The following is a 25874-nucleotide window of genomic DNA, read 5'->3' on the forward strand; positions in this document are numbered from 1 at the left end:
CATTTTATTTGATTTGAATGTTCTGTTTTTATTCGATTCTTGGCTTGGCAGGCCGGTACGGCCTAGAGTTTGGCTGCGGATAACGTGCCACCAGGGAGATCATGCGCCCCCTTTACATAATGCTGCTGTTGCTCTTGCTGCCGGGCTGGGCTCGGGCGGCTGAGCCGCTGCTGTGGCTGAAGGCGCAGTGGGTGCCGGTCTTCGTGGAGCAGGAAACCGGCTTCGGCGATGCGGCGCTGGACTGGCTGAAGCAGCGGCTGCCGGATTACCGACATGATACCCGCTTCCTGCCGTTGCCACGCCTGGAGCGGCTGCTGGCCGAGCAGCCGCAGGCCTGCACCGCCAGCCTGGCGCGTAATCCCGCCCGCGAGGCGCGCTTCCTGTTCTCGCGTGACTTCCTACGTCTGCCCGGCCTGGCCGTGGTGGTGCGTGAGGACAGCCTGAAGGCAGTGAAGGCGCATGGCGATGCTCAAGCTGGCATCGATATGGCGGCTTTGCTCAGCGATGCCGCGCTGGATGGCGTGATCAACGAAAACCGCAGCTATGGCACGGCGCTGGATGCGGTGTTGCAGCCGGTGCCGCCAGAGCGGCTGCTGCGGCTGCCGCGTGCCAGCACCATGGTGGCGATGCTGGGCGCCGACCGCGTTGACTGGCTGCTGCTCTATCCCTTCGAGGCCAATGCCCAGGCCCGACTGCTCAAGCCACCGCCCGTGCTGCATATGCTGCCGATCCGCGGCCAGCGGCCGGTGACCGCCAGCGGCATCGCCTGCGCCCGCAGCGCCTTCGGCCAGCGTGTTGTCGATCAGGTCAACGCGCTGATTGATGCCCATCCTGGTGCGCCCTGGCAGGCCGCTCTCGACGCTTTGCTGGATGACGAGACCCGGGTGCGCATGGGGGCGCGCTAGAAACCAAATACTCCCGGATCGAAGCCGAGGCGGCGCCAGAGATCGGCGGGATGCTCGCCGCCTTGGCGGCGCTCGCGCAAACTCGGCGCGTTATGCCGCTTGGCCAGGCGTTCGCCGGCAGTATCGAACAGCAGCGGGTGATGCGCGTAGTCCGGCACCGGTAGGCCGAACAGCGCCTGCAGCAGCCGGTGCAGCGGCGTGGCATTGCGCAGATCGACGGCACGGGTGACCAGCGTGATGCCTTGCAGGGCATCATCCAGCGTGACGCAGAGATGGTAGCTCGCCGGGGTTTCCTTGCGCGCCAGCACGGCATCGCCATGCAGGCGGTGCAACGTATCAAACGTCACCACCTGTTCGCCCAGCTCGGCGTCATGCCAGGAAAGCGCGGGATGTAGCGCACAGGCAGCGGCGATGTCGAGCCGCAGCGCATAGCTTTCGCCGGCCGCGATCCGCGATGCGCGCTCGTCATCGGAAAGATGGCGGCAGGTGCCGGGATAGATCGCCGTGCCGTCTTCCGCATGCGGGGCGCCGCCGATGCGGGCGATTTCGGCCAGCACCTGTTTGCGGGTGCAGAAGCAGGGATAGAGCAGGCGGCGCGCGGCAAGCTTATCCAGCGCCGCGCCATACTCGGCGAAATGCTGTGATTGCCGCCGCACCGGTTCTGCCCAGCGCAAACCCAGCCAGGCGAGGTCTTCCAGCAAGCCAGCATCGAATTCCGCCCGGCAGCGGGTGCGGTCGATATCCTCGATGCGCAACAGGAAGCGGCCGCCTTGAGTATTGGGGGCAGCTTCATGCGCCTTGGTCCAGGCGAAGCCGGCGGAATAGGCATGGCCCTCATGCAGCCAACCGGTCGGGCTCGGTGCGAAGCGAGTGACCATGGAAGGGATGACAGGGTTCATGGAAGGGATGACAGGGGCGCCGGGCATCGGCAAGCTGGCTCCAGAAGCGACTCCGAGCAAGCTATGACAAAGCCCGCTGCCAAAGGGAAGCCACTCAATGCCGCGAAACCGGACCAGCGCGCCCGCACGCTGAAGGCGCTCGCGGAGCTTTGCGTCCGTGAACCGCGCTTTGCCCAGGCGCTCGAGGTCTGCGGCCATGTGCATGACCGCCGCCGACCCGCCGATCTTGCCAATCTCTGCCGCATCATTGTCGAGCAGCAGGTTTCAGTGGCCGCCGCCGCGACGATCTGGGCCCGTGTCGAAGCCATGGTGGTGCCGTTCACGGCGGAAAATATTCTCGGCCATGACGAGGCCGCCTTGCTTAGGTGCGGCCTCAGCCGGCCGAAGTTGCGCTACTTGCGCGAGATTGCCCTGGCGGTTTCAAACGGTAGCCTCGATCTCGGCAGCCTGGCGGCGCTGGAGGATGCGGAAGTATTCGCCCGGCTCACGGCAGTGAAGGGCATCGGCCGCTGGACGGCGGAAATCTTCCTGCTGTTCGCCCTAGACCGCACCGATATCTGGCCGGCGCATGACGTGGCGTTGCAGGAAGCGGCGAAACGCCTGTTCAACATGCGCAAGCGGCCGGATGTGAAGCGGATGGACAAGATCGCCGCCCGCTGGAAACCGCATCGCGGGGTCGCCGCGCGGCTGCTCTGGCGCTATTATAGTGTTTCCAAGCAGCAACCGGTGACACCATGAGCCAGACGCCCTCCCAATTCCCCGGACGTCTCATCGATGGCCCCCGCCTGCCGCCCACCAAAGGCCCGGCGCGGCAGCTTATCGTGCTGCTGCATGGCTATGGCGCCGATGGCAATGACCTGATCGAACTCGCTTCGCATTGGCGGCGTGAATTACCTGGCGCGGCTTTCGTGGCGCCGAATGCGCCGAGCCTGATTCCGGGCACGCCGCAAGGCCCCGGCTTCGGCGGCCGGCAATGGTTCGGGCTGAATGATTACGATCCGAACATGCTGCGCCGCGACCCGCACCGCGCCGGCGGCATTTACGAAGCCTTGTATGCCGGTGCCGAACAGGCAGCCCCGGTGATCGAGGCGTTTCTCGATGCCGAACTGGCGCGGCATAACCTGCCGGCGGCCAGGCTTGGCCTGGTCGGTTTCAGCCAGGGCACCATGATGGCGCTGCATGTCGGCCTGCGCCGGGCTGCGGCACCCGGCGCCATCCTCGGCTATTCCGGCGTGCTGGTTGGCGCCGCCAAGCTGCCGGAACAAGCGCGAGGTAAGCCACCGATTCTGCTGGTGCATGGCTCGGCCGATGATGTGGTGCCGATGGAAGCCCTGTTCGACACGCTGAACGGCCTCGGCGCCGCCGATATTCCGGCGCGCTGGCATCTCAGCCTCGGCGTGCCGCATGCGATTGACCCGGAAGGGTTGCGCCTGGGCGGCCATTTCCTGGCCCAGAGCTTGTGACGTGCCGGGTTTGTGAGGCAACGGGCTTGTGATGCGACAAAATAAGGTAGTTGTCACCGGGGCGTAACGCAGCATATTGTATTGTCTAGGCATTCAGTTGGCGTTCCCCCTTGTCGTTAGCAGTGGGAGTGATCACAGGATGAGGCCAGACAATTGTCCGGCATTGGTGCTTAACGCGGATTATCAGCCGCTGTCTTACTTCCCCTTGTCCGTCTGGCCCTGGCAGGAAGTGGTCAAGGCGGTATGCATGGACCGCGTCACGATTCTCTCGGAATACGATCAGGAAATCCGCAGTCCCAGCTTCCGCATGCGGCTGCCTTCCGTGGTGGCGCTGAAACGCTATATCCAGCCGGCGCGGCGCCCGGCCTTCACCCGGTTCAATCTTTTCCTGCGCGACCGCTTCGCCTGCCAATATTGCGGCAGCCGCCACGAACTCACCTTCGATCATGTGATCCCGCGCTCGCGCGGCGGCCTCACCCGCTGGGACAACGTGGTGGCGGCCTGCGCACCGTGCAATCTGCGCAAGGGCGGTCGCATGCCGCGCGAATGCCGCATGTTCCCGCGCACCGCGCCGCATGTGCCGAGCGTGACCGAATTGCAGCAGAATGGCCGCGCCTTCCCGCCCAACTACCTGCACCAGAGCTGGCGCGACTATCTCTACTGGGATAGCGAGCTGGAACCTTAAATCCGCTCGGACAGCCAGATGGCGGCGCGGGTGGCGGCTTTCACCCCTTGGCTCAGCGCCGGATAGGCCGGGGCCTCCTGGGCGCCGGCCTCGCGCGCGGTGTCGCGGTGCTCGATTTCCTCGGCGCGGAACTGCTCGATCAGCGCGGCAAGCTCTGGCTCCGCCTTGCCCTCGGCGGCCAGCGTCTCAAGTGTTTCGAGCTGGCGCGAATAATGCGCGTCGATAACTTCTTCGACAGCCTCCGTGCAGGCCATCGCGGCCTTCTCGCCGAGCATCGCGGTGGCGGCGCCGAGCGCGAAGCCGGCGACATGCCATAGCGGCCCGAGCAGGGTGGGGCGTGCACGGCGCTCCGGCAGCAGCTTGTCGAAAGCCGCGAGATGCTTCATCTCCTGTTCCGCCATGTGGCGGATGGTCGGCGTCGAGGGCGCGTTTTTCAGCACCGCAAGCTGGCCTTCGTAAATTCGCTTGGCGCCGTATTCACCGGCATGGTCGACACGCAGGATGCGCTCGATGACCTCGGCTGGCTTGAGGTCGCCGGGTAGACGCGGCTTGGTATTGGTCATGCCTGCCTCGCTTTGATCGCGGCCAGGATGGCGAGCAGCGCACCCCACAGCGCGTTCCAAGCTGCCATGCTGAGGCCGAGGAAGGAGAAGGCGGCTTCGTCGCAGCGCACGATCGGCGCCGAAAGCACTTGCGCGCGCAAGGCTTCCAGCGTGGTGGCGGTGTTGCCGCCGCCGCAGCTCTCAAGGCCCGCCCACCATTTCTGCTCGACGCCGGTATGGAACAGGCCGATGCCAGCGGTGATCGCGAAGCTGAGTGCCACCAGCCACAGCAGCAGCGGGCGGAAACGCTCCAGCCGCCACGCGGCGAGTCCGAGAAGAATCGCGGCGGCATAGGGCCAGCGCTGCCACAGGCAGAGCTGGCAGGGCGCGAGGCCGAAGCCGTATTGCGCCACGAAGGCGGCGCCGAGAGTGAGGGCGCTCAAGCCGGCGAACAGCAGGCCGGCGAGCTGTGCGGAGAGACGGTCGAACATGGCGGCATTTTAGGCCCTGACGGGCGGCTCCGGAAGTCCCGGGAAACACTGTGACGATATGTTGCAGGCGGCATCACGGTAACAATTCCGGCAAGAGCTGCCGGGGCGAATCTGCCGGGGCATTTTCCTGCAACACTATTACATCGCCGAATCAACGCGCTGCGAAATGCCTGTGGCTGGCATGCGGCTTGAAATTCATGCGCTGGGGGCAAGCCGCCCTCATCAGCCATAGGAGACCGACATGGTTACAAGTGTCAGCAGTGCGAGCGGCTTCAATCCGCTCGAAATGATGAAGCAGATGCGGCAGAAAATGTTCGAGGAGGCCGATAGCGACGGCGATGGCTCCTTGAGCAAGGCCGAGCTGGAAGCGCAGATCAGCAAGATGGAAGAGCAGCGCAAGGCCGAGGGTGTTTCCGGCCCGCGCGGCGGCAAGGGCCCTTCCGCCGACCAGATGCTTAAGGATTTCGACAGCGACGGCGATGGCAACATCTCGCAGACCGAGTATGACAGCGGCTTCGCCAAGCTGGACGAGCAGATGCAGTCACAGCTTGTTGCCATGCAGGGCCAGGGCTTCGGGCCGCCGCCACCGCCGCCGGGCGAAGGCGCTGCCGCCTATGGCCGTGCCGCTGGGCAGGTGCAGGGCGGGGGAGGCGGCGGGCAGTCGCTGATCGACCTGTTGAATTCGCTGAGCGAAGAGGATGACGACGACAGCGACAGCAGCAGCGATGACAGCGCCAGCACCAGCGCGTCCAGCAGCGACAACCTGAAGCTCTTCCTCGATGAGCTGAAGCGCTACACGGAAGCGTCGGATGGCAGCACCAATCCGCGCGATATCGAGCAGCATATGGCAGGCTTCATCGCCGGCCTGAAGCAGGCCCAGGCGGCGTGATGCTGGCAGCGTAAGCGAGACAGCCCCGCGACGCTGGTGTTGCGGGGCTGTTCACCGCCTGAATGGTTCATCGCTTGAGTGGCAGTGTCACCACGGTGTCGAAGCCGCCGGCGCTGGGATACTCGAAGGCAAGCTGCCCGGCATGGGCGCGCAGGATCGAGGCCGCCACCGCCAGGCCCATGCCGAGCCCGCCGGTTTCCTGGCCGCGCGCCGCGTCCAGGCGATAGAACGGCGCCAGCACATTCTCCTGCTCGGCTTCCGGGATGCCGGGGCCGGCATCGTGGATACGGATGGCGATGCTGCCCTGCTGCATCTGCAGCGACACATGTGCCTGGCCGCCATATTTGATCGCGTTGTCGATCAGGTTCATCAACGCGCGCTTGATCGCGGTGGGGCGGCACAAAGTCACCACATGCAGCGGGCCATCGTAGCGTGCATCATGGCCGGCGTCGGCGGCGTCGTCGCAGAGGCTGGCCAGCAGCACGGCCACGTCGAGCCGCTGTTCCGGCTCGCCGCGCGCATCCAGCGCCGCGAAGCCAAGCAACTGATCGGTCAGCCGTTCCATGAAGCCGAGGTCTTCCAGCATGCGCTGGCGGCGTTCGGGGCTGTCCGGGCTTTCCAGCCGCAGCCGCAGGCGGGTCAGTGGTGTGCGCAGATCATGCGACAGGGCGGCGACCAGGGCAGCGCGGTCGGCAACGAAGCGGTGGATGCGGCCCTGCATGCCGTTCAGTGCCTGGGCGATGGCGCGGAATTCCATCGGTCCGGTCTCGGGCAGCATTTGCGGCGGCGCCTCGGCCTGCCAGTCGCGGGCCGCATCGGCCATGCCACGCAACGGACGCAGCAGGCGTGCCGTGGTCCACAGCGTAAGCCCGGCGATGATCGCCGCCGTGGTCAGCAGCCACAACGTAGTGAACAGCCAGCGCGGCACCAGCGGCTCCACCTGGCGCGGCCGCACCGTGTACCATTGCCCATTGGCATCGCGCAGCCCGACGGCAAAGACCGGCGGCAGCCGCAATTCACCGCTGGCCAGTTCCTCGGCGCGCAACTGCGCCGCTTCGCCCGGTGATGACGGCGGCGGCGGTGGCGATTGCAGTGGAATCACAATGCTCAAGCCGGGGCCGATATCGAGGCCGGCCTGGGGCCGCCGGGGCCGCCAGGGCCGCACCTGCAGTTCGGGGTAATCCGCTTCCGAGATCGCCTCGCGCAATTCGCGTTCAAGTTCGGAGAAGGGCCAGGGCGGACGCGGCGGGCCGCCACGCTCTAAATCGCGAGGGCCCATGTCGCGCGGCGCCATATCCTTGGGGCCCTTGTCGCGGTCACGCGGACCCATTTCGCGCGGCCCGGGTTCACGCGGCCCGGGTTCGCGTGGGCCACGCCCGCGTTCCCAGGTGAATTCACCGCCATCCTCGCCCTTGGCAATCGCTGCCTGCGGGTCGCGGCTGGCGGCACTGATTTCGGCGACAATGCTGCTCATGGCATGGCGCGGCGCTTCGCCGGGCAATACCAGATAGATCAGCAGAATGGTGGCGATCTGGGTGCCGATGATGCCGAGCAAAACCGTAATGGCGATGCGCCAGGCAATGCGGTCGCCGCCCAGACGCCGGGCCAGCGCCGTGAACGGGTTGATCATGCGGCGGCGAAACTCTTGACGGCAGGCGTGAAGATATAGCCGCCGCTGCGCACGGTCTTGATCACCTCCGGCATGTTCGGGTCGATCTCGATCTTGCGCCGCAGGCGGCTCACCTGCACATCGACGCTGCGGTCGAACAGCAGGGTCGAGCGGCCGCGCGTGATGTCGAGCAACTGTTCGCGGCTCAGGATGCGCTGCGGGTGTTCGACGAAGGCCAGCAGCAGGTCGAATTCGCCCGAGGTGAGGGGTAGCAGCGTGCCTTCCGCCGAGCGCAGATGGCGCTTGCCGATTTCCAGCGTCCAGCCCTCGAAGCCATAGGCGGTGGGGCGTTCGGCCTCGCTGCTGGCAGCGCCGGGGCCGACGCGGCGCAGGATCGCCTTGATCCGCGCCACCAGTTCGCGCGGGCTGAACGGTTTGGTGAGATAGTCGTCGGCGCCGAGTTCCAGGCCGAGGATGCGGTCGGTCTCGCCCGACATCGCGGTGAGCATCAGCACCGGCAGCGAAGTTTCCTGGCGCAGCTTGCGGCAGAGCGACAGGCCATCCTCGCCGGGCAACATGAGATCCAGCACCACCAGATCGAAACGGCCATTCTTCAGCGCCGCCATCATGCCCTTGCCATCGCTGGCGGGCGTGACGCGGAAGCCATGCTCGGTGAGGAAATGCTGCAGCAGGCTGCGGATTTCGCGGTCGTCGTCGACGATGAGGATATGCGGGCTACGGGCCATGGCGGATCGGTTTTCAGTAGGGGAGGAAATCGTGGCCTTATCATGGCGCGCTGCCGGCGCTGGGCAAGGATTCCTTTGTAACAGCCCGTTACCAACCGTAGCGCTGCCGTCATCCTGCCAGGGTTGGGCTGTTTTAGATTGACCCCAGATGCCACTCCCCCCGTGGCATCCTTAGCACTGGAGGTTGATCATGCTCACCCGTTCCCGAACCCTTGCTGCCGGCCTGATGGCGGTCAGCCTGCTCTCTCTGCCGGCGCTGGCCGCCGGCCCGCGCGATGGCGGCGCCCGCGATGGCGTGGACCGTCCGAACCGCGCCGAGCGCATGGAGATGCATCGCCAGCGTGCCTGCGCCGATGCGCCGGCCTGGCTTGCCGGCTGGCTCGGCTTTGCCGAAACCAAGCTCGGCATAACCGCGACGCAACGCACGGCGTGGGACAATTTCGCCCGCGAGCTGCGTGCCAGCCAGGGTCCGATGCAGGCCTTGTGCAACACGCAGCCGCAGCCGGCCAAGGCGGAAGGCACCGCGCCGGTGAAGCCTGATCCGGTAGAACGCCTGCGCGGCCAGGAAGCCCGGCTCAGTGCCGAGCTTGAAAGTGTGAAGCTGCGGCGTGGTGCCATCGAGCAGTTGCTGCCGCAGCTTTCCGCCGAGCAGCGTGACCGCTTCGCGGAATTGCCGCCGATGGTGATGCTGGGTCGTCCCGGTCCGCATGGCGGTCCGCAGGGTGGGCCGCACCGGGCGCCAGGCCGCTAACGTCTAGGCTTTGGTGAAAAGAGCCCCGGGCCGGGCAGCCGGCCCGGGGTTTTTTGGTGCTCTAGAGAATGAAGCGCACGACGACGAAGCCGCCGATCAGGCCGATGAAGAAGATCCAGGTCAGGATCGTCAGGCGCTTCTCGATGAAGTCCTTGATCGGCGGGCCGAAGCGCCACAGCAGCGCGGCAATCAGGAAAAAGCGCAGGCCGCGCGTGACGATGGAAGCCAGCGTGAAGGACAGCAGGCTGAAATGCGCCGCGCCGCTGGCGATAGTCACCAGCTTGTAGGGGATCGGGGTGAGGCCCTTCACCAGGATGATCCAGACGCCCCATTCCTGATAGGCCTCCTGGAAGGCATGCAGCTTTTCGCCGTAGCCATAGGCGCGGATGATCAGGTCGCCCAGCGTCTCGATCAGGAAATAGCCGATGGCATAGCCGAACAGGCCGCCGATAACCGAGGCGATGGTGCAGATCAGTGCGTAGCGGAAGGCGTTCTCGCGCTGCGCCAGGCACATCGGCACCAGCATCACATCGGGCGGGATTGGGAAGACCGAGCTTTCCAGGAAGGAAATGAAACCCAGCCAGCGGCCAGCCTTGGGGCTGGCGGCCTGGCGCATGGTCCAGTCGTAGAGCTTTTTCATTGGCCCTGGCTGTAGCGGTTGGGGCCTTGGCAGTAGCCGCTGGCCGCGGCTTTGTCCATGGCCGGCTGCAGGGGCAGGGGACAAATCCCGGCCTGAAAATCTGCCGCTGGGCGAGGATTGCGAAACAGGGGCGCTTCGCTAATATCCGCCCGCTCTGATGCCCCAGTGGTGGAATCGGTAGACGCGACGGACTCAAAATCCGTTGTCCGCAAGGACGTGCCCGTTCAAGTCGGGCCTGGGGCACCACCACATCTTCCACACAATCACATAACCCTTCGCGGTTTTCCGCCTTGGAAAGCCGCGCGCGGATCGTTTTGAAATAAATGCCAGATTCCGCTTGCAGATAAACATACTACCTAGTAGGTTTTTCTCAGGAGGAAACAAATGTCAGAAGCACAAGGCTATTCCCGCTGGAATGGCGAGCCGTCTTATGCGGCCGCTGCCACCCCTATTATCTGGGAGCCCCAGCTAGACGCCGATTCAGCCAAGTGGCGCGCCAAGGCCCGCCAGCTCTCGCTCGATCACTTTTCCGACCTCGCCCCGGTGATCGACCGCGAGCAGCGTTTCCCATACGAGAACGTGGCCCTGCTGCGCCAGGCCGGCATCAGCACCATGTTTCTGCCCAAGACTTATGGCGGCGCCGGTGCCTCGCTCACCTCGCTCAGCGCCGTGATCGAGGAAATCGCCGCCCATTGCGCTTCCACCAGCGGCATCATCGCCACCTTGCAGCTTGGCGCGCACCCGCTGCTGCTTGGCGCCAGCGACGCCCAGCGCCAGGAACATCTCACCGCCCTGGTGCGTGACGATATCTATATTTCCTTTGCCTTGAGCGAGCCCGGCGCCGGTTCCGACCCGGCCAACATGGCCACCACCGCCACGCGCGAGGGCAGCGGCTGGCGCCTGCGCGGCACCAAATGCTGGATCGGCAATGGCGGTATCGCCCAGAAATACCTGCTGTTCGCCCAGACCCGACCGGGCAGCGGCCGCGCCGGCATCGCCGCCTATATGGTGCGGGCCGATGCAGCGGGCGTGAAGGTGCATCCCAAGGAAGACAAGATGGGCATGCGCGGCACCGCCACCACGGTGATCGATTTCGATACCCTGGTGGATGATGCGGCCGTGATCGCCGCGCCCGGCGCCGCTTTGCGCCTGGCATTGGAAACCCTGAATGTTGGCCGCATCACTGTGGCGGCGCAGTCGGTCGGCATCGGCCTCGGCGCCTATCGCGAGATGACCGCCTATGCGGTGTCGCGCCAGACTTTCGGCCAGTCGATCCTCAGCCATCAGGGCCTCGGCTTCCAGATTGCCGATACGGCGATGCAGCTCTCGGCGGCGCGCATGATGGTCTACGAGGCGGCGCGGCAATTCGATGCCGGCCAGGATATCGCCAATCTCGGCGCCATGACCAAGCTGTTCGCCACCGAAGTGGCGCATCAGGCGGTCGATCTCGGCGTGCAGGTATTCGGCGGCCGCGGCTATGTGCGCCCGACACCGGTTGAGCGTTTCTACCGCGACCAGCGCGCCACCGAAATCTATGAAGGCACCTCGGAAATCCAGCGCCTGGTGCTGATGCGCGCGATCCAATCGGCTGCCGCTGCCGCCTTGGGAGACGATAAATGACCGTTGCCGCCATCCGCTCCGGCACCAACGCCGAAGAACAGAATCGCGCCGAAATCCTCAAGGCCGCGGCTATCGCCTTCATGCGCAAGGGCTACTCGGCGGCGAGCATCGACGACGTGGCGGACCTGATGAACGCCACCAAGGGGCGTGTCTATCACTATTACCGCAGCAAGGCGGATCTGTTCTTCGATGTGCATTTCGAGGCGATGCGGCTGGATCTCGACGTGGTGCGCCCGTTGGCGGCGAGCGGCGGCGATCCCTTGCAGCGCCTGCATGCCATGGCGGTGGCGCATATCCTGATCATCATGACGCAGCTTCCCTTCCAGCGCGTGGCGGTGCAGGGCCTGGAGATGCATCTGGCCGGCCAGACCACGCCGGAGCAGCGCTCGCTGCTCGCCCGCATCCTGGAGCTGCGCGATGAATATCAGGCATTGTTTGCCGGTCCGATCGAGGAGGCGCTGCAGGCCGGCCTGATTCCGCCGCAGGATACCCGCACGGTGGTCAAGGCCTTCTTCGGTGCGCTGAACTGGACCACGATCTGGTATCGCCCCGGCCCGGAAGAAACACCGGAACGCCAGCAGGCAATGGCGGAAGAGATTGCCACCTTTGCCATCCGTGGATTGGGCAGCAAGAGCCATGGCTGAAGCGCGTCCGTTTTCCGACAAGTTCTGGGATGAGCGCGAAACCTGGTCGCGCGACCGCCTGGAATCCGAACAGCTTGCAGCGCTGAAGCGCCAACTCGCCTATGTTGGCGCCAACAGCATCTACTACAAGCGCGCCTTCAAGGAAGTCGGCTTCGATCCCGCCGGCCTCAAGAGTTTCGCGGATCTGTCGCGCCTGCCGCTGACCAAGAAGGCTGATTATGTCGCCTCCGTGCAGCGTCAGCCGCCCTGGGGCGAATTCGTCGCCGCGCCGCGCGAGCAGGTGCGCCGCGTGCATTTCTCGTCCGGCACTACCGCCAAGCCGGCGCCGCAATTCTGGACCGAGGCGGATCTCACCCGCTGGGCCGATAATTACGCGCGCGGCGCCTGGTCGCAGGGCGTGCGGCCGGGCCAGGTCTTCCAGTGCCTGTTCACTTACACTTGGTTCGTCGGCGGCCTTGGTGCCACGGCGGGTTATCAGCGCGCCGGCGCCATCTGCATTCCCGCCGGCAGCGGCGAGACCGAGCGCCAGGTGCATTCGATCTATGAATTCGGCACCGAGATCATCTGCGGCACGCCGTCCTTCATGCTGCATCTGGCCGAAACGGCGGCCAAGCTTGGCTATGACAGTGCGGCTTCGCCGGTGAAACGCATCATGGTTGGCGGCGAGCCGGGCGCCAGCATTCCGGCGACGCGCAAGCGCATCGAGGAATTGTGGGGCGCGAAATGCTACGACGCCTATGGCTCGCTGGAATTCCAGACCATCGGCTGGGATTGCGAGGCACAGACCGGCCCGCATCTGCTGGAAGACTTCGCCTATGCCGAGATCGTCGATCCCGAGACCGGCAAGGCGGTGAATGATGGCCAGCGCGGCGTGCTGGTGCTGACGCATCTGGACAAGCAAGCCGGCCCGCTGGTGCGCTGGTGGACTGGCGACATCGTGTCGCGCCGGCGTGAGACCTGCGCCTGCGGCCGCACCCATGCCCGCCTGATCAATGGCGTGCTGGGCCGTGGCGACGACATGCTGGTGATCCGGGGCGTCAATCTTTTCCCCTCGGCGGTGGAAGAACTGATCCGCTCCACCAGCGGCACCACCGATGAATACCGCATCATTGTCGGCGGCAAGCTGACCGATGCCGGCGGCTTCCCCACCGGCATCCGTTTGCAGGTCGAGGCGCTTTCCGACGCCCCGGCGGATCTCGGTCAGCGCCTGAGCGTTCTGATCAAGGAGAGGCTGCAGGTACGGGCGGAAGTGGAATTGCTGGCGCCCGATACGCTGGCGCGTTCCAGCCACAAGTCGAAGCGCGTGATCCAGGAGCCGGCAGGATGAGCGATGCCGTGCTGAAAGACGGCTGCCTGAAAGCCGAGACCGTGGTGGTCACCGGCGCCGGTTCCGGGCTTGGCCGCGCCATCGCGCTGCGGCTGCTCGGCCTTGGTGCCCGCGTCATCGGCATCGGCCGTCGCGCGGAGCGGCTCGAGGAAACCGGCGCGTTGGCTGGCAACCATAGCGGTCGCTATGCTGTGCAGGCATTGGATGTCCGCGATGAAGCGGCGATCACCGAAGCCGCCAAGGCCATTGGCGAAAAGCATGACGTGACCGCGCTGGTGAACAATGCCGGTGGCCAGTTCGTGGCGCCGGCCACCGAGATTTCGCGGCGCGGCTGGAACTCGGTGATCGATCTCAATCTCACCGCTGTGTTCCGGCTTTGCCAGCTTTTCCAGCCGGCCCTGGCGAAAAGCGGCGGCGCCATCGTCAATATTTCGCTGAGCCCGATCGAGCGCGGCGCCATCGGCATGGCGCATGGCGTGGCGGCGCGCGCCGGCGTGCTGGGCCTGACCAAGTCGCTGGCGCTGGAATGGGCCGAGCAAGGCATCCGGGTCAATTGCATCGGGCCGGGTTCTGTCGCCACCGCCGGCCTGGATGATGAAGTGAGTGCCGAGACGCGGCCGCGTCTGGTCGCCGGCATCCCGCTCGGGCGTCTCACGCGGCCGGAGGAAGTGGCGGAATTCGTTGGTTACCTGATCAGTCCGGCAGGCCGCATGATTTCCGGGCAGATGCTGCAGATAGATGGCTTGGCGCATTTGGGTGCGCCGGTCGATCTGCTGCCAAGATGAACAGCAAAAACTAGAGTATAACCAAGCGGAGGAAACAAAGATGAAGACCAAGATCAAAATGGTGGCCGGCCTCGCCGGCGCGGTGCTGGCATTCGCCGGCAGCCAGGCCATGGCGGCCGAGAAGGTGATCATTGCCATCGGCACCAGCGTGTTCGATGCCTCGCAGGCCAACAACACCTCCTATCCGATTTTCAGCAAGTGCTGGGAAAAGGAAGGGCTGAATGTCGAATTGCAACCGACCAGCTCCACCGCCGCGATGCAGGCCGTGCTTTCCGGCCAGGCGCAGATGGTGAATATGGGCCCCGCCGCCGGTGTCATCGCGCGCGGCAAGGGTGCGCCGCTCACCGCCGTCTATGTCAACATGCGCAAGAACTTCCAGTTCCCAGTGGTGCTGGAAAGCAGCCCGATCAAGACCATTGCCGATTTCAAGGGCAAGACCATGGGCGTTTTCTCCTATGGCGCGCAGATGGTGAAGGTGTTCCGTGGCATGGCCTCGGAAGCCGGCCTCAACCCGGACAAGGATCTCAACATCGTCGAGACCGGCGTCGGTGCTCAGGCCATCACCGCGCTGCAGACCGGCCGTGTCGATATCTGGGGCACCTGGGATTCGCAGATCGCCACCGCCGAGAATGCCGGCCTGAAGCTGCGCCGCTTCACCACGCCGGCAGCCGAGAAGCTGACCTGGGGCGGTTCCTACTTCGTCCGTGACGATTATGTGAAGAGCAACCCACAGGCGATTGAGAAGACGCTGCGCTGCATCGCGCAAGGCTCGGTTGCCGCCATCGCCAATCCGCAGGGCGCGGTGAAGGCGCATTGGCAGGTCTATCCGGCCACCAAGCCGAGCGGCATCGAGGAATCGAAGGCCTTCGAACAGGCGCTGCATCTGCTCAACACCCGCATCGAGTTCCTGAAGCTCAATCCGGGCGAGCGCTGGGGCGAATTCCCGCATGAGATGGTTGCCGAGACCGTCAAGTTTATGCGCGAGACCGGCGAGCTGCAGAACGACATCGACCCGCGGACGCTCTACACGAACCAGTTCGTGGAAGGCATCAACCGTTTCGACGCCAAGGCGGTCGAGGCGGCAGCCAAGGCGATCAAGTAAGATGGGCAGCGCCACTGCATCCGGTTCGGCCGGCAGCCGCTTGAAGCGACTGCTGGAAGCCCGCTCGATGGCCCTGATCCCCGGCTGCCATGACGCCCTCGGCGCCAGGCTGATCGAGGATGCCGGTTTCGAGGCGGTCTACATGTCCGGCTTTTCGGTGGCGGCCAGCTTTGGCCGCCCCGATCTCGGCATCCTGACCATGACCGATGTGGTGGCGCGTTCCATCCAGATTGCCGAAGCCGTGTCGGTGCCGCTGCTGGTGGATGCCGATACCGGCTATGGCGGGCCGCTGAATATCGCCGAGACCGTGCGCCGCCTGGAGCAGGGCGGCGTCGCTGGGCTGCATCTGGAAGACCAGAAGACGCCGAAGAAATGCGGCGCGCTCGCCGGCAAGGAACTGGTGCCGGTGGAAGAAATGTGTGCCCGCATCATCATCGCCAAGCGGGCGCGGCGCGGCGAAGATTTCGTCATCGTCGGGCGCACCGATGCCGTCACCGTGGCCGGCCTGGATGAAACCATCCGGCGCTGCAAGGCGATGGCCGAGGCCGGCGCCGATGCCATCATGGTGCCGTCGCTGGAAACGCCGGAGCAGCTTCGCGCCGTTGCCACCTGCGTGTCCAAGCCGGTGCTGTATGTCGCCGCCGAAACCGTGCGGACGATGTATGACGCCAAGCAGCTTGGCGAATTCGGCTTCGCGGCTTCGCTCTATCCGCTGTCGCTGATCATGGCCAGCGTGGCGGCGCAGCGTACCGTGCTGCGCGACCTGCGCAGCACCGGCAACACGGCACAGCATATTCCGAACATGACGCCCTTCCGCGAAGTCGGCGCCCTGGTGGGCACGCCGGCGGCGGGCGAAGAAGAAGCCGCCCTGGTGGCGGGGACGGGTACCTGATGGCTGGTGCAACGGCGGCACAGAAAATCCTGGCCCGCGCTGCAGGGCGCGATCAGGTGGCAGTGGGCGAGGTGATCTGGGCCGAGCCGGATCTAGTCACCACGCCGGAAGTGTCGTTTCCGGCCTATGTGAAGCGGCTGGACAGTATCGGCGTGCGCAAGTTCCGTTACCCGGAACGCGTTGTTGTTGCCATCGACCATGAAGTGCCGGTGCATAGCCGCGATGGTGCCGAGCGCAACCGGCTGACCCGCCGGCTGGCGGAGGAATTCAAGGTCGGCCATTTCTACGATGGCGATGGCATCACCCATCCGCTGGTGGTGGAGCAGGGTCTGGTGCGACCGGGCATGTTTTGCGCCGGCGCTGATTCCCATGCCCCGGGTCTTGGCGGCGTTGGCGCGCTGTCCATGCCGTTCGGTTTCGAGCTGACCATGATCCTGGCATTGGGCCGCATCTGGCTGCCGGTGCCGGCCAGTGTGCGCGTGGTGCTGGAAGGCCGCTTGAGCCCCGGCCTCGCGGCGCGTGATATCATTCTGCAGGTATTCCGCCAGCTTGGCGCCGAGCGCGCCCATGACAAGGTGATCGAATTCACCGGGCCCGGCATCGCTTCCCTGAGCGTGCGCGAACGCATGACGCTCTGCGGTCTCTGCGTCGATCTCGGCGGCGTCACCGGCCTGGCGCCGGCCGACGCGGTGGCGCTGCAGTATCTGTGCGATATCGGCATGGCGGACGCAGAAGCCGTGACATCCGATGCCGATGCCGTCTTCGCCGATGAAATCCGCATCGATCTGGCGAGGCTGGAACCGCAGGTTTCGGTTCCGCCGTCGCCGCTGGATGTGCAGACCGTGGCCGAACTCGGTCCGGTGCCGATCCAGCACGCCTATATCGGTTCCTGCGTTTCCGGCAGCCTTGCCGAATTGCGCAGCGTGGCGGATTTCCTGAAATCCCGCAAAGTGCATAACGGCGTGCAGATGCTGGTGATTCCGGCCACCCGCAGCGTCTATCGCCAGGCAATGGCGGAAGGGCTGCTCGATACCATCCTGGCGGCCGGCGCACAGGTGGCGCCACCCACCTGCGGCCCGTGTTTCGGCGGCTTGGCGCAACTGGCGCCGGGCGAGGTGCGCATTTCCACCAGCACGCGCAACGATCCTGGCCGCATGGGCAGCAAGGAAGCATCGATCTACCTGGGCAGCGCGCTCACGGTGGCGGCGTCGGCGGTGGCCGGCCATATCGCCGATCCGCGCGCTGTTTTCGGGCAGGAGGGAGGTCGGCGATGAGCATCATCCACAGCGGGCGCTGCTGGAAACTGCCCGATGAAGTGTCGAGCGATCAGTTGATCGGCTCGCATCTGGCCTTTGAATTCGATCCACAGATCCTGCGCCAGCATCTGCTGGAAGAGTTGCGGCCCGAACTGGTGCGCGAGGCGCAGCCGGGCGATTGCATCGTTGCGGGGCGTAATTTCGCCCATGGCAGCGTGCATAGCCATCCCTTCCTGGCGATGCAGGCGATGGGTCTGGGGTTGATTGCCCGCTCCATGCCGCGCGGTGGTTTCCGCCTCGCGGTGTTCATGGGCATCCCCATGCTCACCGCCGACGATACGCTCTATGACGGCGTCAACGATGGCGACAGCCTGGAAATCGATTACAGCCTGGGCAAGCTGCGCAATGCGACCACGGGTCTCGAATTCACGGTCGCGCCGCTAGCCCCGTTCCTGCAGGACATCGTCGCTTCCGGCGGCGGCCTCAACTATGTGCAGCGTTTGGTGAAAGAGCAGCCGGCATGATCAGTATCCGCGATGTAACCAAGGTCTACGCGACCCATTCCGGCGAGCGCATCGGCGCGCTGGGGCCGATCTCCCTCGATATCCGCGAAGGCGAGCTGATCTGCATTGTCGGGCCCTCGGGCTGCGGCAAGTCGACCTTGCTGAAGCTGCTGGCCGGACTGATGAACCGCTCCGGCGGCGACATCACTTTCCGGGGACGGCCGATGAACGGGCCGCAGAAGGATATCGGCGTGGTGTTCCAGAGCCCGGTTTTGCTGCCGTGGAAAACCGTGCTGCAGAATGTGCTGCTGCCGGCGGAAGTGCTGGGGCTGGACATGAAGGCGGCGACCAAGCGCGGCCATGACCTGCTCGCCATGGTCGATCTTGAAGGCTTCGCCGGCAAGTATCCGAACGAGCTTTCCGGCGGTATGCAGCAGCGCGTCGCCATTGCTCGCGCCCTGCTGCACGATCCGGCCCTGTTGCTGATGGACGAGCCGTTCGGCGCGCTGGACGCCATGACGCGCGAGACGATGAATCTGGAATTGCTGCGCATCTGGCGGGAATCGCGCAAGACCATCCTGTTCGTCACCCACTCGATCCCGGAAGCCGTGTTCCTCGGCGGCCGCGTGGTGGTGATGACCCAGCGCCCCGGCACCATCGCCGACCTGGTTGAAACCAATCTGCCCGAGGATCGCGACCTCGACATCATGACCACCGAACGTTTCGGTACCCATACCAAGCGTATCCGGCAGCAATTCAACGCGCGCGGAGGCATCGAATGAGCGACATGACCGAACAGCCGCAGAAGCGGCCCGAGCGTTATCTGGTGCCGGGCGTTTTCGTCCTGGTGGTGGGGAGCTGGGAACTGGGTATCCGCTGGGGCAACGTGGCGGAATATATCGTCCCGGCGCCCTCGGCGATTGTGAAGGCGCTGTATAACGGCCTCAAGGACGGCACCTATATCAGCAACAGCCTCACCACCCTGGGCGAGGCGATGGCCGGCTTCCTCATCGCCACCTGCCTTGGCCTGATCATCGGCACGCTGATCGCGCAGTCGCGCACGGTGGAAAAGACGCTGTATCCCTACCTGATCACCATCCAGACCACGCCAAAGGTGGCCATCGCGCCGCTTTTCATCATCTGGTTCGGTTTCGGCATCGCGTCCAAGATCATCATTGCCGCCACGGTGGCGTTCTTCCCGATCCTGGTGAACGTGATCGCCGGTCTGCGCTCCACCGACCAGCAGCGTATCGACCTGCTGCGCTCGCTGCATGCCACGCCCTGGCAGATTTTCCGCATGGTGCGGCTGCCCAGCGCGGCGCCGATGATCTTCGCCGGCCTCAATGTGGCGGTGATCTTCGCCATCCTCGGCGCCATTGTCGGCGAATTCGTCGGTTCCAAGCATGGCCTGGGCAACCTGATAGTACAGAAGAACTTCAATCTCGATACCGCTGGCGTCTTTGCCGCCCTGGCCTGCCTTTCGGCCATGGGTGTCAGCCTGCATCTGATCATGCATTGGCTGCAGCGCCGCCTGCTGTTCTGGGCCGACAGTACGCAGACACCAAACGTTTAATGGCACCGAACGTCTAAGAGGGCGAAACCATGCAGACCGCCGCCGTTAGCGAAGCACCGTATCAGGTTTTCTGGGCGCCGGGCTGCACAAGTTGCCTGCGCACCAAGGAATACCTGAAGCGCCAGGGTATTCCTTTTGAGTCGATCAATGTGCGCACCGATCCGCAGGGCATGGCCAAGCTGCAGGCCATCGGCGCCAGCAGCGTGCCGATCGTGGCGCGCGGCGAGCGCTTCATCTATGCCCAGTCGCTGGAAGACCTGAAGGCTTTTCTCGGCCTAGATGCCGAAGCCGAGCAGAAGCTGGCGCCGGCCGAACTGATCCGCCGCGCCGATATCGTGCTGGCCGCCGCCGCGCGCTACATGCGGCAGATGTCGACGGAACAGCTCGATGGCCCGTTCCGCAATAGCTGGGCGCCGCCGCGCGGCATCGGGCACCATGTTTTCCGCATTGCCGAAGCCTTTCTCGAAGCAGTCGAGACGCCCTGCGAGCTGACCTATGAAATGACCATGCGCGGCACTTACGAGGTGAAGCCGGGCGACGACGTGATCAGCTATGGCGAGGGTATCCGTGCCCGCCTGAACGCCTGGTGGCAGGCCAATGCCGGTCGAGACTTCAGCGTCATGGTGCCGACCTATTACGGCGAGCAGACTTTGCATGAAGTGCTGGAGCGCACCACCTGGCATTCGGCGCAGCACACGCGGCAGCTGATCGTGATGGTGGAGAGTTTCGGCCTGGCACCGGACCAGCCGCTGACCCCGGCGGACCTGGCCGGATTGCCGCTGCCGGAGAAAGCCTGGGACACGGACTAGAGCACAGAGTTACGAACTAGGGCGGGAACCATGGATATAAAACCGATTGCGGCGGGCCTGGGCGCCGAAGTCACTGGTATCGATCTGGCGCAGCCGCTGGATGCGGCCACAGTCAAGGCATTGCGGCAGGCCTGGCTAAAATATCTGGTGCTGCTGTTCCGTGGCCAGACCCTGACGCCGCAGCAGTTGATCGATTTCAGTGCCGGGTTTGCCCCGCTCGAGACGCATGAGAGCTATCAGCCCGAACTGCGCCATCCCGATCACCCGGAATTGCTGGTGGTGAAGGCCAGCGAAGTTGGTGGCCGCCGCATCGTGTTCGGCCAGCAATGGCATTCCGATCTTTCTTACACCACGCGCCCCTCCCTCGGCTCCTGCCTCTATTGCCGCAAGCTGCCGAGCGTCGGCGGCGATACGCTGTTCGCCAATATGTACATGGCCTATGACGAGCTTTCGCCAGCGATGCAGCGGATGCTGGAACGCCTGGAAGTGGTGCATGACCTCTGCAATGGCCGCTCTTTACGCAATGCCAGTCATGAAGCGCGCGAGGGCGCCCGGCGGCGTAATCCGCCGGTGGCGCAGCCGGCGGTGCGGGTGCACTCGGAAACCGGCCGCAAGGCGCTTTATATCAGCGAATGGATGTGCCCGCGCTTTGTTGGCATGAGCGAGGAAGAAAGCGCCGGCCTGCTGCGCTTCCTGTTCGATCATTCCGTGCAGGAGCCTTTCACCATGCGCCAGCGCTGGCGGGTGGATGATGTGCTGATGTGGGACAACCGCGCCACGATACACATGGCACTGGCGGATTATGCCATCGGCGAGCCGCGCGAATTGCTGCGCACGTCGATGATGGGTGAGGATTGCGGCCGGCTTCTGCAGGAAGCGGCTGAATAGAGTAGGCAGGGTAAGGGAGAGGAACATGGCAATCGAAATCAAGCGGCTGGCAGCCGGCATCGGCGCGGAAATTTCCGGCGTTGACCTCACCCGTCCGGTGAGCAACGCCGACATGGAAGCGATCAAGCAGGCCTGGCGCGACCATCTGATCCTGCTGTTCCGTGGCCAGCAATTGACCCATGAGCAGCATATCGAGTTCAGCCGCCGCTTTGGCGACCTGGATGATCACGATGCGATCCCGAAATTCCGCGACCCGCAGTATCACGAGATCCTGCCGGTGACGAACCAGGAGATCGATGGCCGTAAGCAGCCGGTGGGCCGCCAGTGGCATTCCGATCTTTCCACCACCTTGCGCCCGGCACGTGCCTCGCTGCTGCGTTGCGAGGTGATCCCGCCGGTGGGCGGCGACACCATGTTCGCCAACATGTATCTCGCCTATGAAACGCTTTCGGAGAAGATGAAGGAGATCATCGATGATCTCTGGGGCATTCATGACATGACGGTGGCCAAGGCCTCCCAGGGCCGCGACCTTTCGGAAGTGCGCAAGCGCAATCCGCCAGTGGCGCAGCCGGTGGTGCGGGTGCATCCGGAAACCGGCCGCAAGGCGATCTATGTCAGCGAAATGACCACCACCGGCATTGTCGGCATGAGCGACGAAGAGGCGCGGCCGATCCTGGAATACCTGTTCCGCCATTCGGTGCGGCCGGAATTCACCTACCGCCATCGCTGGCAGGTGCATGACATGATCGCCTGGGACAATCGCTGCGCCATGCATCTGGCGCTGGACGATTACGATATCAACGTGCCGCGCAAGCTCTACCGCACCACTCTGTTGGGTGAGCCCTCGGGGTATATCGTGCAGAGCAACGCCGCCTGATGTCGCTGACGCGCCGGTTCGTCGCGCAATCGCTGGCGATCTCGGCGCGTCATGACCCGGCGCTGCCGGACAAACTGAAGCTTTGCCTCGCCGATCATATCGGCTGCGTGCTAGCCGGTGCTGCCATGCCTTGGGCAAAGCAGACGCTCACGGCTCTGGCCAGATGGCCAGTCAGCAATGGCAGCCCGGTGCTGGGGCAGGGGCTTGCCCTGGCGCCGGCGGAAGCAGCTTTCGCCAATGCGGTGCTGGCGTCGTCTTCCTCGCGCACTGACACGCATCCGCCAACCAATTCGCATCCCGGCGCCGTGCTGTTCCCGGTGCTACTGGCGCTGGCGGCACAGCGCCGGGCCAGCGGCGCCGATCTACTGGATGCGGCTTTTGCCGGCTATCAGGCGATGGGGCGGCTTGGCCGCGTCATGGTCGATGATGCTTTCCGCAAGCGTTTCCGCACCACGCCGGTGATCGGCACCGTGGGCGGCGCCATTGCCGCCGCGCATCTGCTGAAATTGGATACCGAGCGTGCCATTCATGCCGTGGCGCTGGCGGCCAATGCCGCCGGCGGCCTGATGCAATGGGCCCATAGCGGCGGGCTGGACCTGATCTACCATGCTGGCCAGGCAGCGCGCGCCGTGGTGCATGGCGCCCTGCTGGCGGAAGCCGGCTGCACGGCTTCCGAAGCCATCCTCGAAGGCGAGGGCGGCCTGCTGATGGCCTTCGGCGGCCGCGAGCGGGCAGAAGCATTGCTTGCCCACCAGGAACCGGCCTGGGAATTGGAGGTTATCGAGTTCAAGCCGGTGCCGGCCTGTGTTTTCGTGCAAGCGGCGGCCTATGCGGCGCTGAAGCTGGTCACGGCACATGCCCTTGAGCCTGCGCGTATCCGGGCCGTGGCCGTCACCAGCTTCCACACCGCCTTGCGCTTTCCCGGCTGCGACAATCCGGGGCCGCTGGCCGATATCCAGGCGGCGCGCATGAGCCTGAAGCATAGTGTCGCCGCCGTGCTGGCGCGTGGCGAACTGACTGACGCCAATTACCTGGCGCTGGATGATGCGGCGATCCAGCGGCTGTGCCGTGTGATGACGCTGCATGAGGATGCGGCGATGACGGCGGCCTTTCCCGCTCGCCAGTCGGCGCATGTGGCGGTCACGCTGGATGATGGTCGGTCCCTCGAAGCGGCTGTTGATGATATTCCGGTATTTGGTCCGGCGCAGGTGATGGCGCGGTTTCGCGCAGTGGCCTCGGCTGCATTGGGCGGGCAGCGGGCGAAGCTTCTCGAAGCCGCGTGTATTGCTGTCGAGGCCTGCGACGACATGCGGGATTTCCTTACCTCTTTGACTCAGGAAAGGCGGGCGGCATGAGGCTGCATCTGCGCGACAAGCTGCGGCCTGATGCGCCGCTCACCGGCATGGCCTGCTTTTCCGCCAGCCCGGTGCTGATCGAGATCATGGCGGCCGGTGGTCTCGATTTTGTCACCATCGACATGGAGCATTGCCCGACAGGGCTCGAAACCGTGGCGCATCTGCTGCGCGCCGCCGATGCCGGTGGCCTGTCGCCCTTGGTGCGCGTACCGGATCTCGATCCGGGCCTGATCGGCCGCGTGCTCGATCTTGGTGCCGATGGCATTGTGCTGCCGATGGCGACAGCTGAGCGCACGCGGGCCGCCGTGCAGGCCGCGCGCTATGCACCGGAAGGCATGCGCGGCGCCTGTCCCGCTGTGCGCGCCGCCGGCTATCTGCCGCGCGACTGGGCTGCCTATCAGCGCGAGCAGAACCAGCGGGCGCTCGTCGTGCCGCTGATCGAGGATCGTGCCGGGCTGGAACAGGCCGAGGAAATCTGCGCCGTCGATGGCGCCGATGTATTGTTTCTCGGCCCCTTCGACCTCGCTGCCTCTCTGGGGCTGGATGGCACCGATTTCCGCCACCCCGTGCTGCGCGCGGCCTTGGACCGGCTGCTGGCCGCCGCCCGGCGCCATGGCAAGCATGTGCTGACCACTATGGGCAGTTCCGTCGATGCCGATTACGCCCGGCAATTGCTCGGCCTCGGTGTGGCGATGCTGAGCTTCAGCGCCGATGTGGTGGTGTTCGCCGCTGCCTGCCGGCGCATCGGCGACCTGGCCGGCAGCCTGCGGCCAGTGCCGCCTGCTTGATAGATAAGGGGGGGCTTGATAGACAGGGCGGACCGATCCCGGAGACCGCCCTTGCCGCTGCCCGACCCCATTCCCACCACGCTGATTGCCGATGGCTGGCAGGATTACCGCCTGCTGGATAGCGGCCATGGCCGCCGGCTGGAGCAGCTTGGCCGTGTCCGCGTCATCCGCCCGGAGCCGCAGGCGATGTGGTCGCCGAAGCTGCCGGAGGCAGAATGGGATCGCGCCGATGCCAGTTTCGGGCCGAACGAGAAAAGCGAGGAGGATGCCGGCAACTGGCGTTTCCGCCGCGAATTGCCGGAAACCTGGCCGGTCAGCTACCGCGACCTGCGCTTCTATGGCCGCTTCACGCCGTTCCGCCATCTCGGCTTCTTCCCGGAGCAGATGACGCAATGGGATTGGGTGGCCGATTGCGTCACCAAAGCTGGCAATGCGCCGCGCGTACTCAATCTCTTCGGCTATACCGGCGTGATCTCGCTGATCGCGGCGCGTGCCGGGGCGAAAGTCACCCATGTCGATGCCTCGAAGAAGGCGATCACTTACGCCCGCGAGAATCAGGAGCTAGCCGGCCTGGGCCAGGCGCCGATCCGCTGGATCCTGGATGACGCACGCAAGTTCATCGCCCGAGAGGCACGGCGCGGCAGCCATTACGAAGGCATTATCTTGGACCCGCCGAAATTCGGCCGTGGCCCCAAGGGCGAAATCTGGAAAGTGTTCGAGCATCTGCCGCTGCTGCTGAGCGAATGCCGCGCGGTGCTTTCGGATAAGCCGCTTTTCGTCATCCTCACGGCCTATGCCGCGCGGCTCTCGCCGTTTTCGCTGCATGCGCTGCTCGAGGAGCATATCGGCAAGGGCCGCATCGAATGCGGCGAGATCGCGCTGCGCGAGGAATCCGGCAACCGGCTGGTTTCCACCGCGCTGCATGCGCGCTGGACGCCCTAAAGGCTCTTTCTATTGATTTCGTAGAGCACGATGGCGGTAGCCACCGCCACGTTGAGCGAATCCGCGCTGCCGCGCATAGGGATGCGCACACGGGCGTCGCAGGCATCTTCGTATTCCGCCGGCAGGCCGGCCTGTTCGTTGCCCATCAACAGGCAGACCGGGCCCTTGTAGTCGACCTTGCGGTAGTCTTCCGAGGCCCGCAGCGAGGTGCCGACCAGCATGGCGCCCTGCTTGCGTCGCCAAGCATCGAAATCGGCGAAACGGGCGCGGGCCAGCTTCACGGCGAAGATCGAACCCATCGAGGCGCGCACCGCCTCGATGGAAAACGGATCGCAGCACTCGTCGATCAGCACGATGCCCTCGGCGCCAACGGCATCGGCGGTGCGCATGATGGTGCCGAGATTGCCGGGATCGCGGATCATCTGCAAAGCGATCAGGCAGGATTGCGGTTTGGGTGCCAAATCCTCCAGCTTCTGCCAGCCAATGCGGTAGATGCCGATCACCCCTTGGGGATTGTCGCGCCGGGCAATCTTTTCCATCGCCTGGCGGCCGGCCTCGATGCATTCGATGCCGCGCTTCAGGCAGCGACCGAGATATTCCTTGAGTTTGGGATGGTCCTTCAGTTCGGCACTGAAGATCAGGGTTTCTGGATAGACGCCCTGTTCCTCGGCGGTGAGCGCCGTACGCAAACCTTCCGCGACATAGAGGCCGCTTTCGCGCCGCTGTTTCTTGTCATCCAGCGCGCGCACCAGCTTGATCGTCGCATTGGCGGCGCTGGTGACGATTTTCACGCTATTGGCTTCTGACATGACTGTTGCTTAGCAAGGCGGCGGGCGGCGGGCAAGAAAAAGCCCAGGGCGAACCTGGGCTTTTCCTCGAACGTGATTGGAGTG

29 protein-coding genes and 1 tRNA gene are annotated in these 25874 nt (G+C 64.9%); 23 read left to right on the forward strand and 7 right to left on the reverse strand.

Annotated features, from left to right (window positions below):
- Positions 1 to 101: 101 nt before the first annotated feature.
- The gene (locus V6B08_RS09665; protein ID WP_341980104.1) at positions 102 to 905 is read left to right on the forward strand and encodes a hypothetical protein; all 804 of its coding nucleotides are present in this window, start codon (positions 102 to 104) and stop codon (positions 903 to 905) included.
- On the opposite strand, the gene gluQRS is transcribed toward V6B08_RS09665, so the two are convergent.
- Positions 902 to 1804, reverse strand: coding sequence for a tRNA glutamyl-Q(34) synthetase GluQRS (gluQRS, locus tag V6B08_RS09670; RefSeq protein ID WP_341980106.1), 903 nt, complete (start codon positions 1802 to 1804; stop codon positions 902 to 904). The two genes, V6B08_RS09665 and gluQRS, sit on opposite strands and share 4 nt — an antisense overlap.
- A gap of 63 nt (positions 1805 to 1867) precedes the next feature.
- Here gluQRS and V6B08_RS09675 point away from each other — a divergent pair, with 63 nt between their 5' ends.
- The 3 genes from V6B08_RS09675 to V6B08_RS09685 all read left to right on the forward strand — a co-directional run bounded on the left by V6B08_RS09675 (position 1868) and on the right by V6B08_RS09685 (position 3952).
- On the forward strand, positions 1868 to 2542 hold the full coding sequence (locus tag V6B08_RS09675) for a DNA-3-methyladenine glycosylase family protein (RefSeq protein WP_341980108.1): 675 nt from the start codon (positions 1868 to 1870) through the stop codon (positions 2540 to 2542).
- Complete coding sequence (locus V6B08_RS09680) at positions 2539 to 3267, forward strand: alpha/beta hydrolase (RefSeq protein ID WP_341980111.1); 729 nt, start codon at positions 2539 to 2541, stop codon at positions 3265 to 3267. Before V6B08_RS09675 ends, V6B08_RS09680 begins: the two co-directional genes overlap by 4 nt.
- 139 nt (positions 3268 to 3406) lie before the next feature.
- Complete coding sequence (locus tag V6B08_RS09685; protein WP_341980113.1) at positions 3407 to 3952, forward strand: HNH endonuclease; 546 nt, start codon at positions 3407 to 3409, stop codon at positions 3950 to 3952.
- Here the strand turns inward: V6B08_RS09685 and V6B08_RS09690 are convergent.
- Positions 3949 to 4515 (reverse strand): demethoxyubiquinone hydroxylase family protein, encoded by a 567-nt coding sequence (locus V6B08_RS09690; protein WP_341980115.1) that lies wholly within the window; start codon positions 4513 to 4515, stop codon positions 3949 to 3951. The genes V6B08_RS09685 and V6B08_RS09690 overlap by 4 nt on opposite strands.
- The gene (locus tag V6B08_RS09695; protein ID WP_341980117.1) at positions 4512 to 4985 is read right to left on the reverse strand and encodes a disulfide bond formation protein B; all 474 of its coding nucleotides are present in this window, start codon (positions 4983 to 4985) and stop codon (positions 4512 to 4514) included. Before V6B08_RS09695 ends, V6B08_RS09690 begins: the two co-directional genes overlap by 4 nt.
- 241 nt (positions 4986 to 5226) lie before the next feature.
- Here V6B08_RS09695 and V6B08_RS09700 point away from each other — a divergent pair, with 241 nt between their 5' ends.
- On the forward strand, positions 5227 to 5874 hold the full coding sequence (locus V6B08_RS09700; protein WP_341980119.1) for an EF-hand domain-containing protein: 648 nt from the start codon (positions 5227 to 5229) through the stop codon (positions 5872 to 5874).
- 67 nt (positions 5875 to 5941) lie between these two features.
- Here the strand turns inward: V6B08_RS09700 and V6B08_RS09705 are convergent, their stop codons facing one another.
- Together V6B08_RS09705 and V6B08_RS09710 are read right to left on the reverse strand one after the other, a co-directional pair.
- Positions 5942 to 7504 (reverse strand): HAMP domain-containing sensor histidine kinase, encoded by a 1563-nt coding sequence (locus V6B08_RS09705; RefSeq protein WP_341980121.1) that lies wholly within the window; start codon positions 7502 to 7504, stop codon positions 5942 to 5944.
- The gene (locus tag V6B08_RS09710) at positions 7501 to 8229 is read right to left on the reverse strand and encodes a response regulator (protein WP_341980123.1); all 729 of its coding nucleotides are present in this window, start codon (positions 8227 to 8229) and stop codon (positions 7501 to 7503) included. Before V6B08_RS09710 ends, V6B08_RS09705 begins: the two co-directional genes overlap by 4 nt.
- Positions 8230 to 8419: 190 nt before the next feature.
- On the opposite strand from V6B08_RS09710, the gene V6B08_RS09715 reads away from it, so the two are divergent.
- Positions 8420 to 8980 (forward strand): Spy/CpxP family protein refolding chaperone, encoded by a 561-nt coding sequence (locus V6B08_RS09715; protein ID WP_341980125.1) that lies wholly within the window; start codon positions 8420 to 8422, stop codon positions 8978 to 8980.
- 61 nt (positions 8981 to 9041) lie between these two features.
- Here V6B08_RS09715 and V6B08_RS09720 read toward each other — a convergent pair whose 3' ends face one another.
- On the reverse strand, positions 9042 to 9620 hold the full coding sequence (locus V6B08_RS09720) for a YqaA family protein (protein WP_341980127.1): 579 nt from the start codon (positions 9618 to 9620) through the stop codon (positions 9042 to 9044).
- A 159-nt stretch (positions 9621 to 9779) separates the two neighbouring features.
- Here V6B08_RS09720 and V6B08_RS09725 point away from each other — a divergent pair.
- From V6B08_RS09725 to V6B08_RS09805, 17 genes are all read left to right on the forward strand, one after another.
- Positions 9780 to 9866 (forward strand) — tRNA-Leu (locus V6B08_RS09725).
- 138 nt (positions 9867 to 10004) lie between these two features.
- Positions 10005 to 11240, forward strand: coding sequence for an acyl-CoA dehydrogenase family protein (locus V6B08_RS09730; protein ID WP_341980129.1), 1236 nt, complete (start codon positions 10005 to 10007; stop codon positions 11238 to 11240).
- A complete protein-coding gene (locus V6B08_RS09735) occupies positions 11237 to 11884 on the forward strand; it encodes a TetR-type transcription factor C-terminal domain-containing protein (RefSeq protein WP_341980130.1) in 648 nt (215 codons plus the stop codon). Before V6B08_RS09730 ends, V6B08_RS09735 begins: the two co-directional genes overlap by 4 nt.
- On the forward strand, positions 11877 to 13211 hold the full coding sequence (locus tag V6B08_RS09740; RefSeq protein WP_341980132.1) for a phenylacetate--CoA ligase family protein: 1335 nt from the start codon (positions 11877 to 11879) through the stop codon (positions 13209 to 13211). The genes V6B08_RS09735 and V6B08_RS09740 overlap by 8 nt, the downstream gene beginning before the upstream one ends.
- Positions 13208 to 13996 carry an SDR family NAD(P)-dependent oxidoreductase gene (locus V6B08_RS09745; protein ID WP_341980134.1) on the forward strand — a complete coding sequence of 263 codons (789 nt, stop codon included), beginning with the start codon at positions 13208 to 13210 and terminating at the stop codon, positions 13994 to 13996. The genes V6B08_RS09740 and V6B08_RS09745 overlap by 4 nt, the downstream gene beginning before the upstream one ends.
- A gap of 40 nt (positions 13997 to 14036) precedes the next feature.
- Positions 14037 to 15098 (forward strand): ABC transporter substrate-binding protein, encoded by a 1062-nt coding sequence (locus V6B08_RS09750; protein ID WP_341980136.1) that lies wholly within the window; start codon positions 14037 to 14039, stop codon positions 15096 to 15098.
- A gap of 1 nt (position 15099) precedes the next feature.
- Positions 15100 to 15990, forward strand: coding sequence for an isocitrate lyase/PEP mutase family protein (locus tag V6B08_RS09755; protein WP_341980138.1), 891 nt, complete (start codon positions 15100 to 15102; stop codon positions 15988 to 15990).
- A complete protein-coding gene (locus V6B08_RS09760; protein ID WP_341980140.1) occupies positions 15990 to 17264 on the forward strand; it encodes a 3-isopropylmalate dehydratase large subunit in 1275 nt (424 codons plus the stop codon). Before V6B08_RS09755 ends, V6B08_RS09760 begins: the two co-directional genes overlap by 1 nt.
- On the forward strand, positions 17261 to 17770 hold the full coding sequence (locus V6B08_RS09765; RefSeq protein ID WP_341980142.1) for a 3-isopropylmalate dehydratase small subunit: 510 nt from the start codon (positions 17261 to 17263) through the stop codon (positions 17768 to 17770). Before V6B08_RS09760 ends, V6B08_RS09765 begins: the two co-directional genes overlap by 4 nt.
- The gene (locus V6B08_RS09770; protein ID WP_341980145.1) at positions 17767 to 18531 is read left to right on the forward strand and encodes an ABC transporter ATP-binding protein; all 765 of its coding nucleotides are present in this window, start codon (positions 17767 to 17769) and stop codon (positions 18529 to 18531) included. The genes V6B08_RS09765 and V6B08_RS09770 overlap by 4 nt, the downstream gene beginning before the upstream one ends.
- On the forward strand, positions 18528 to 19322 hold the full coding sequence (locus V6B08_RS09775; RefSeq protein ID WP_341980147.1) for an ABC transporter permease: 795 nt from the start codon (positions 18528 to 18530) through the stop codon (positions 19320 to 19322). The genes V6B08_RS09770 and V6B08_RS09775 overlap by 4 nt, the downstream gene beginning before the upstream one ends.
- 29 nt (positions 19323 to 19351) lie before the next feature.
- Positions 19352 to 20131, forward strand: coding sequence for a glutaredoxin domain-containing protein (locus tag V6B08_RS09780; RefSeq protein ID WP_341980149.1), 780 nt, complete (start codon positions 19352 to 19354; stop codon positions 20129 to 20131).
- A gap of 30 nt (positions 20132 to 20161) precedes the next feature.
- On the forward strand, positions 20162 to 21019 hold the full coding sequence (locus tag V6B08_RS09785; RefSeq protein WP_341980151.1) for a TauD/TfdA dioxygenase family protein: 858 nt from the start codon (positions 20162 to 20164) through the stop codon (positions 21017 to 21019).
- A gap of 25 nt (positions 21020 to 21044) precedes the next feature.
- Entirely contained in the window at positions 21045 to 21896 is an 852-nt protein-coding gene (locus V6B08_RS09790; protein WP_341980153.1) for a TauD/TfdA dioxygenase family protein, read from the forward strand.
- Positions 21896 to 23251: an MmgE/PrpD family protein gene (locus tag V6B08_RS09795; protein WP_341980156.1), complete on the forward strand. Its 1356-nt coding sequence runs from the start codon at positions 21896 to 21898 to the stop codon at positions 23249 to 23251. The genes V6B08_RS09790 and V6B08_RS09795 overlap by 1 nt, the downstream gene beginning before the upstream one ends.
- Positions 23248 to 24039: an HpcH/HpaI aldolase family protein gene (locus tag V6B08_RS09800; RefSeq protein ID WP_341980159.1), complete on the forward strand. Its 792-nt coding sequence runs from the start codon at positions 23248 to 23250 to the stop codon at positions 24037 to 24039. The genes V6B08_RS09795 and V6B08_RS09800 overlap by 4 nt, the downstream gene beginning before the upstream one ends.
- A 51-nt stretch (positions 24040 to 24090) precedes the next feature.
- Positions 24091 to 24981, forward strand: a complete 891-nt coding sequence (locus V6B08_RS09805) for a class I SAM-dependent methyltransferase (RefSeq protein WP_341980161.1) — start codon at positions 24091 to 24093, stop codon at positions 24979 to 24981.
- Here the strand turns inward: V6B08_RS09805 and V6B08_RS09810 are convergent.
- On the reverse strand, positions 24978 to 25790 hold the full coding sequence (locus V6B08_RS09810; RefSeq protein ID WP_341980162.1) for a TrmH family RNA methyltransferase: 813 nt from the start codon (positions 25788 to 25790) through the stop codon (positions 24978 to 24980). The genes V6B08_RS09805 and V6B08_RS09810 overlap by 4 nt on opposite strands.
- Positions 25791 to 25874: the final 84 nt, after the last annotated feature.

The organism is Ferrovibrio sp. MS7, assembly GCF_038404985.1.
Lineage (GTDB): Bacteria > Pseudomonadota > Alphaproteobacteria > Ferrovibrionales > Ferrovibrionaceae > Ferrovibrio > Ferrovibrio plantarum.

Excerpts from the sequence above, each read along its gene's own strand:
- V6B08_RS09665 (WP_341980104.1), top strand. The coding sequence starts at position 102 with ATGCGCCCCCTTTACATAATGCTGCTGTTGCTCTTGCTGCCGGGCTGG.
- gluQRS (WP_341980106.1), bottom strand. The coding sequence starts at position 1,804 with ATGAACCCTGTCATCCCTTCCATGGTCACTCGCTTCGCACCGAGCCCG.
- V6B08_RS09675 (WP_341980108.1), top strand. The coding sequence starts at position 1,868 with ATGACAAAGCCCGCTGCCAAAGGGAAGCCACTCAATGCCGCGAAACCG.
- V6B08_RS09680 (WP_341980111.1), top strand. The coding sequence starts at position 2,539 with ATGAGCCAGACGCCCTCCCAATTCCCCGGACGTCTCATCGATGGCCCC.
- V6B08_RS09685 (WP_341980113.1), top strand. The coding sequence starts at position 3,407 with ATGAGGCCAGACAATTGTCCGGCATTGGTGCTTAACGCGGATTATCAG.
- V6B08_RS09690 (WP_341980115.1), bottom strand. The coding sequence starts at position 4,515 with ATGACCAATACCAAGCCGCGTCTACCCGGCGACCTCAAGCCAGCCGAG.
- V6B08_RS09695 (WP_341980117.1), bottom strand. The coding sequence starts at position 4,985 with ATGTTCGACCGTCTCTCCGCACAGCTCGCCGGCCTGCTGTTCGCCGGC.
- V6B08_RS09700 (WP_341980119.1), top strand. The coding sequence starts at position 5,227 with ATGGTTACAAGTGTCAGCAGTGCGAGCGGCTTCAATCCGCTCGAAATG.
- V6B08_RS09705 (WP_341980121.1), bottom strand. The coding sequence starts at position 7,504 with ATGATCAACCCGTTCACGGCGCTGGCCCGGCGTCTGGGCGGCGACCGC.
- V6B08_RS09710 (WP_341980123.1), bottom strand. The coding sequence starts at position 8,229 with ATGGCCCGTAGCCCGCATATCCTCATCGTCGACGACGACCGCGAAATC.
- V6B08_RS09715 (WP_341980125.1), top strand. The coding sequence starts at position 8,420 with ATGCTCACCCGTTCCCGAACCCTTGCTGCCGGCCTGATGGCGGTCAGC.
- V6B08_RS09720 (WP_341980127.1), bottom strand. The coding sequence starts at position 9,620 with ATGAAAAAGCTCTACGACTGGACCATGCGCCAGGCCGCCAGCCCCAAG.
- V6B08_RS09730 (WP_341980129.1), top strand. The coding sequence starts at position 10,005 with ATGTCAGAAGCACAAGGCTATTCCCGCTGGAATGGCGAGCCGTCTTAT.
- V6B08_RS09735 (WP_341980130.1), top strand. The coding sequence starts at position 11,237 with ATGACCGTTGCCGCCATCCGCTCCGGCACCAACGCCGAAGAACAGAAT.
- V6B08_RS09740 (WP_341980132.1), top strand. The coding sequence starts at position 11,877 with ATGGCTGAAGCGCGTCCGTTTTCCGACAAGTTCTGGGATGAGCGCGAA.
- V6B08_RS09745 (WP_341980134.1), top strand. The coding sequence starts at position 13,208 with ATGAGCGATGCCGTGCTGAAAGACGGCTGCCTGAAAGCCGAGACCGTG.
- V6B08_RS09750 (WP_341980136.1), top strand. The coding sequence starts at position 14,037 with ATGAAGACCAAGATCAAAATGGTGGCCGGCCTCGCCGGCGCGGTGCTG.
- V6B08_RS09755 (WP_341980138.1), top strand. The coding sequence starts at position 15,100 with ATGGGCAGCGCCACTGCATCCGGTTCGGCCGGCAGCCGCTTGAAGCGA.
- V6B08_RS09760 (WP_341980140.1), top strand. The coding sequence starts at position 15,990 with ATGGCTGGTGCAACGGCGGCACAGAAAATCCTGGCCCGCGCTGCAGGG.
- V6B08_RS09765 (WP_341980142.1), top strand. The coding sequence starts at position 17,261 with ATGAGCATCATCCACAGCGGGCGCTGCTGGAAACTGCCCGATGAAGTG.
- V6B08_RS09770 (WP_341980145.1), top strand. The coding sequence starts at position 17,767 with ATGATCAGTATCCGCGATGTAACCAAGGTCTACGCGACCCATTCCGGC.
- V6B08_RS09775 (WP_341980147.1), top strand. The coding sequence starts at position 18,528 with ATGAGCGACATGACCGAACAGCCGCAGAAGCGGCCCGAGCGTTATCTG.
- V6B08_RS09780 (WP_341980149.1), top strand. The coding sequence starts at position 19,352 with ATGCAGACCGCCGCCGTTAGCGAAGCACCGTATCAGGTTTTCTGGGCG.
- V6B08_RS09785 (WP_341980151.1), top strand. The coding sequence starts at position 20,162 with ATGGATATAAAACCGATTGCGGCGGGCCTGGGCGCCGAAGTCACTGGT.
- V6B08_RS09790 (WP_341980153.1), top strand. The coding sequence starts at position 21,045 with ATGGCAATCGAAATCAAGCGGCTGGCAGCCGGCATCGGCGCGGAAATT.
- V6B08_RS09795 (WP_341980156.1), top strand. The coding sequence starts at position 21,896 with ATGTCGCTGACGCGCCGGTTCGTCGCGCAATCGCTGGCGATCTCGGCG.
- V6B08_RS09800 (WP_341980159.1), top strand. The coding sequence starts at position 23,248 with ATGAGGCTGCATCTGCGCGACAAGCTGCGGCCTGATGCGCCGCTCACC.
- V6B08_RS09810 (WP_341980162.1), bottom strand. The coding sequence starts at position 25,790 with ATGTCAGAAGCCAATAGCGTGAAAATCGTCACCAGCGCCGCCAATGCG.